This window comes from Stenotrophomonas daejeonensis (assembly GCF_001431505.1).
Classification (GTDB): domain Bacteria; phylum Pseudomonadota; class Gammaproteobacteria; order Xanthomonadales; family Xanthomonadaceae; genus Stenotrophomonas; species Stenotrophomonas daejeonensis.
The window spans coordinates 1-5,521 of sequence record NZ_LDJP01000041.1 but is presented as its reverse complement, the minus strand read 5'-3'; the positions used below and the strand labels follow the sequence as shown (position 1 = coordinate 5,521).

Annotated in this window: 6 protein-coding genes; all 6 read right to left on the bottom strand. The window is 66.5% G+C overall.

The annotated features are described in order from the left end of the window. Positions 1-118 precede the first annotated feature (118 nt). A complete protein-coding gene (locus tag ABB34_RS07500; protein WP_057640626.1) occupies positions 119-559 on the bottom strand; it encodes a ClpXP protease specificity-enhancing factor in 441 nt (146 codons plus the stop codon). 78 nt (positions 560-637) lie between these two features. Next, complete coding sequence (locus tag ABB34_RS07495; protein WP_057640625.1) at positions 638-1,273, bottom strand: glutathione S-transferase N-terminal domain-containing protein; 636 nt, start codon at positions 1,271-1,273, stop codon at positions 638-640. Positions 1,274-1,426: 153 nt separating this feature from the next. Next, complete coding sequence (locus ABB34_RS07490) at positions 1,427-2,170, bottom strand: cytochrome c1 (protein WP_057640624.1); 744 nt, start codon at positions 2,168-2,170, stop codon at positions 1,427-1,429. Continuing rightward, the gene (locus tag ABB34_RS07485) at positions 2,163-3,425 is read right to left on the bottom strand and encodes a cytochrome b (protein WP_057640623.1); all 1,263 of its coding nucleotides are present in this window, start codon (positions 3,423-3,425) and stop codon (positions 2,163-2,165) included. Before ABB34_RS07485 ends, ABB34_RS07490 begins: the two co-directional genes overlap by 8 nt. Positions 3,426-3,427: 2 nt before the next feature. Next, positions 3,428-4,048: a ubiquinol-cytochrome c reductase iron-sulfur subunit gene (petA, locus tag ABB34_RS07480; protein ID WP_057640622.1), complete on the bottom strand. Its 621-nt coding sequence runs from the start codon at positions 4,046-4,048 to the stop codon at positions 3,428-3,430. 182 nt (positions 4,049-4,230) lie between these two features. Beyond that, complete coding sequence (locus ABB34_RS07475; protein ID WP_057640621.1) at positions 4,231-5,151, bottom strand: lytic transglycosylase domain-containing protein; 921 nt, start codon at positions 5,149-5,151, stop codon at positions 4,231-4,233. Positions 5,152-5,521 lie beyond the last annotated feature (370 nt).

Here is a 5,521-nt window from a genome sequence, read left to right as displayed (position 1 = left end):
GATATCCGTAGGTGCCGGGCCTGCCCGGCGCGGGGCCTTCCCGACAATGCGCCATGCGGGGCAAGCCCCGCATCCACGCCCCAATGAAAACCGCCGCCTTGCGGCGGCGGTTCCGGGCTTACTTCACCACCCGCAGGAACGGGCGCTTGCCCGAAGGCGCGGGCGGCTCCGGCGGTGCGCCCGGTGGTGGCGTGTCGTCATCGTCCGGCGCCGTGTTGTCCGTGCCCGGCAGGTCGTCCGGCAGCGCCATGCCCTGTCCCGTCTCGCGCGCATATACCGCCAGGATCGCGGCGATCGGCACGCTCACCGGGAAACTGACGCCGGAGAAGCGCGCGGTGAAGCTCACCCCCTCGTTGTCGATGTGCAGGCGCATCACCGCGCGTTCGGCGATGTTGAGCACCACCCGTTCGTCCTTGACCGCGCTGGCCGGCACCTGCACGCCCGGCACGCCAGCGTCCACCATGATGTGCGGGGTCATGCCGTTGTCGTTGATCCACTCCACCAGTGCCCGCAACAGGTACGGGCGGTGGCTGCTCATGCGGAAAGTTTCTTCACTCATGCGGCAAGTCTACGCGTCTCGGATACGCGATCACCGCCCGCAGGCGGTGATCGTCAAGTCTGCATACAGCCGCTGGGATCAGGCCGGCAATTCGCGCAGCTTCTTTTCCTGGTCGGTGAGGCTGCGGATGAAACCCGGGTTGCGGAAGATGCGGTTGCCGTAATCCTCGATGGCCTTGCCGTCCTTGGGCAGCGGGATGCCCAGCGCTTCCAGGCGCCAGACGATCGGCGCCATCGCGCAGTCGGCCAAGCTCATTTCCGGGTTGAGGAAGAACTTGGAGGCCTTGAACAGCGGCACCGACTGCGCCACAAGCTCCTTCAGGCGCTTGCGCGCGGCCTCGGCCTGGGTCTTGTTGCCCAGCTGGATGGCCTGCACCTGCGGCACCCAGTCATGCTCGATGCGCAGCATCGCCAGCCGCAGGCGCGCCCGCGACAGCGGGTCCACCGGCATCAGCGGCGGGTGCGGGTAGCGCTCGTCGAGGTACTCGCTGACCACCGAGGCGGCATACAGCACCAATTCGCGCTCGACCAGGGTCGGCACCGAATGGTAGGGGTTCAGGTCGATCAGGTCTTCCGGCGGATTCTGCGGATCGACCGGGACCAGGTCGTAGGTGACGCCCTTGGCGGCCAGCACCAGCCGCACCCGATGGCAGAGGACGTCATCGTTGGCAGAGAACAATGTCAGGGTATTTCGCATGCGCACACTCGCTGCCATCAAGGACTCTCCAGCAGCCGGAATGCTCCGGCCTCACGGCGCCGCCCGCCCATTGCCGGCGGCCGCCAAGGTGTACCGAGTGTGCAGCCAGCGGGCGCGGATGCCAAGCGTTTGCCCGTCCCGCGCCCGTGCACGCCCCGGTTCACCCGTGCATCAATGCACGTCCTTCCAGTATTCGTTCTTGAGCAGGTAGGCCAGGAACGCCAGCAGCGCCAAGAACAGCACCACCCACACGCCCATGCTCTGCCGCTTCAACACCGCCGGCTCGCCGGCATATTCGAGGAAATTGGTGATGTCGCGGACGGTCTGGTCGTACTCGGCCGTGCTCACGCTGCCCGGGCTGGTGACGACCAACCGCTCCGGGTGGCGCTCGCCGGCCACGTCGGGCTCGCCGAACTCGGCGTGCTGCAGGCCCTGCAGCTCCCACAGCGGGTTGGGCATGGAGGCGTTGGGGAACAGCTTGTTGTTCCAGCCCAGCGGACGCGATTCGTCCAGGTAGAACGACTTGAGGTAGGTGTAGATCCAGTCGGTGCCGCGCACGCGGGAGATCAAGCTCAGGTCCGGCGGCATCTTGCCGAACCACTTGTCGCCCTGTTCCTTGGACATGGTCACGAGGATCTGCTCGCCGACCTTGGCGCCGGTGAAGTTCAGGTTCGCCATCACCTGGTCTTCGCTCAGGCCGAGGTCCGAGGCCATGCGCGAGTAACGCAGGTACTTGAGCGAGTGGCAGCCCGAGCAGTAGCTCATGTAGGCCTGCGCACCGCGCTGCAGCGATGCCCGGTCGGTCAGGTCGTTGCCGGCCTGCTGCAGCGAGCCGCCGCCCGATGCCAACGCGGCGGTGGAGAACAGCAACGCGGTGCCGGCGGCAGCCAGCAAGGCAAACCATTTCTTAGTCATGCGTCGTCACCCGTTCCGGCACCGGCTTGGTCTTGTCCAGCTTGGTCCACACTGGCATGGTCAGGAAGAAAAGGAAGTAGTACCCGGTCAGGAAGCGGCCGATGATGGTCTCCACCGGGTCGGTGCCCGGGCCGGCGCCGATCTTGCCCAGCCACACGAAGCTGATGGCGAAGGCGAACAGCAGCACCTTCGACAGCACGCCGCGGTAGCGGTACGACTTGACCTTGGCGCGGTCCAGCCACGGCAGCGCGAACAGGATCGCGATCGCGCCGAACATCACCAGCACGCCGCTGAGCTTGTGCGGCACCACGCGCAGCATCGCGTAGTACGGGGTGTAGTACCACACCGGCTTGATGTGCTCGGGCGTCACCAGGCGGTTGGCCTCGGTGAAGTTGTCGTGCTCGAGGAACCAGCCGCCGAACGCCGGGGCGAAGAAAATGATGAAGGCGGCGATGCCCATCATCGCGAACACGTAGAAGGTGTCCTTCACCGTGTAGTAAGGGTGGAACGGCACGCCGTCGGCCGGTGCGGTCGGCGACCAGCGGTTGCCCTTCGGGCCCTTCTTGATCTCCACGCCGTCCGGGTTGTTGGAACCCACCTCGTGCAGCGCGCCCAGGTGCAGCACCACCAGCAGCAGCAGCACCAGCGGCAGCGCGATCACGTGCAGGGCGAAGAAGCGGTTCAAGGTGGCGTCGGACGGCAGGTAGTCGCCCATGATCCACTCGGTCAGGCCGTTGCCGATCACCGGGATCGCGCCGAACAGCGAGATGATGACCTTCGCGCCCCAGAACGACATCTGGCCCCACGGCAGCACGTAGCCCATGAAGGCCTCGGCCATCAGCACCAGGTAGATCAGCATGCCGAGGATCCACACCAGCTCGCGCGGCTTGCGGTAGCTGCCGTACATCAGCCCGCGGAACATGTGCAGGTAGACGACGATGAAGAACAGCGAGGCGCCGGTGCTGTGCATGTAGCGGATCAGCCAGCCCCACTCGACGTCGCGCATGATGTACTCGACCGAGGCGAAGGCTTCCGCCGCGCTGGTCTTGTAGTGCATCGTCAGGAAGATGCCGGTGACGATCTGGTTGACCAGCACCACCATCGACAGCACGCCGAAGATGTACCAGATGTTGAAGTTCTTCGGCGCGTAGTACTCGGACATGTGCTTCCGGTACATCGGCATCAGTGCCGGGGCGCGCTCGTTGACCCAGTCCATCACGCCGTTGGCGGCGCGAACGAGGATGTTGTCAGCCATGATTATGCTGCCCCCTGCGGATCGACACCGATGATGATGGTGTTGTCATCGGCATAGTGATGCGCGGGCACGACCAAGTTGGTCGGCGCCGGCACGCCCTGGAACACGCGCCCGGACATGTCGAAACGCGATTTGTGGCAGGGGCAAAAGTAGCCGCCCTTCCATTCCGGGTCGTACGGCTCGGGCTTGATCTCGGCGGCCATTTCCGGCGAGCAGCCCAGGTGGGTGCACAGGCCGACCAGCACCGAGATTTCCGGCTTGATCGAGCGGAACTCCGGGTTGCCCTTGAGCACGTAGGCCGGCTGCTGGTCGAGGTTGCCCGACTGCGGGTCGCGCAGGCGGTTGTCCAGGGTGGGCAGTGCGTCGAGGATCGCCTTGGAGCGCTTGACGATCCAGATCGGCTGGCCGCGCCACTCCAGGACCAGGCGCTGGCCTTCCTGCAGGGCGCTGATGTCCGCGGTCACCGGCGCGCCGGCCAACTTGGCACGGGCGCTGGGATTCCACGACTTGATGAAAGGAACCGCCGCGAAACCGGCACCGACCGCTCCAACCACAACCGTGGTGGCGGTCAGAAACCGCCGACGCCCGGCGTTGACTGGATCGTTTACCCCATCGTTGGCCATCCGGCACTCCGACTCATTGACTTTAGGTAGCTTGAGGCTGCCAGCGGCCGGGGTCCGTGAACCTTCGACCGCCACTTATCTGAACCGCTCCCGAGTTTAGCTGAACGCATGCAGCCCAGACAATGCGCTCAAACAACCACTCGGTTTTCCGCCACGGCGATCGCGATGTGCGGCCCATCGCCTCACTGGTGCGACCTCAGCTCGCTGCGGTAACGCTCGGCCAGCTGCGCCACGCGCTTCACGTAGTACTGCGTCTCGCTGTAGGGCGGCACGCCGCCGTGCCGGGCCACCGCGCCCTCGCCGGCGTTGTAGCCGGCCGCGGCCAGGGTCAGGTCGCCGTTGAAACGGCGCAACAGCCAGGCCAGGTACTGCACGCCGCCACGGATGTTCTGCGGCGCGTCATAGGCATCGGCGACCCCGAAGCGGCGGGCCGTCGCCGGCATCAGCTGCATCAGCCCCTGCGCGCCGGCACGGCTGAGCGCGGCCGGGTTGTAGGCCGACTCGGCATGGATCACCGCCCGGACCACCGCCTCTTCCACGCCGAATTCGCGCGCCGCGGCGGCGATCTCGTGCTGGAAAGCGGTGGTGTTCAGGCGCACCGTGCCGAAGTTGACGCCGTTGTTGGCGCCGCAGGCATAGCAGCGCTCGATGTAGCTGTAGCGGATGGTGCGCACTTCGCCGAGGCTGGCCACCTGCGCCGGCCGGGCGCTGGTGTAATGGCGCACGCCGTCCTTCATGTAGGAATAGACCTGTCCACTGACCACGCGCTGTGCGGGGCCGGTACGCGCCGGGGCCGGCGGCGCACTGACGGCGATGGCGGAAGGGGCGATGCTGGCGGCGGTGGCCTTCGCGGCCGATGCGGCTGCATCGGCAGGCGGCGGCGGGACGACCGGAGCCGGAGCCGGCGGCGGCACCCGCGGCCTCGAAGCCGGGGTTGACGCACGGTAGTTGCTGACCACGCTGCAACTGGCACCGCGGATGCGCTTGCTGACGTAGTTGGAAACCCCGTCGGCGCCGACGCACTTGTACAGGGTGCCCGCGCTGGCCGGCATTGCCGCCAACGAAGCGATCAACAATCCCCCGAGCCCCAATGCAGTCTTCATTGCGGCCGCGAGTGTCCCAGTTTCCCGGCATGAATGCCAACCCGCCGGCGCCAGTGGGACGCGCCACCGGTACAATCGCCCCCTTCGCCGCAGCCCGCCGGGCTGCGGCGAAGGGGGCGATTGTACCGGTGGCGCGTCCCACTGGCGCCGGCGGGTTGGCATTCATGCCGGGAAACTGGGACACTCGCGGCCGCAATGAAGACTGCATTGGGGCTCGGGGGATTGTTGCTCGCTTCGTTGGCGGCAATGCAGGCCAGCGCGGGCACCCTGTAAAGGTTCGTCGGAGCCGACGGGGGTTCCAACTACGTCAGCAAGCGCATTCGCGGTTCCCAGTGAAACGTGGTCAGCAACTAACGGTCGGAGAGCCCCG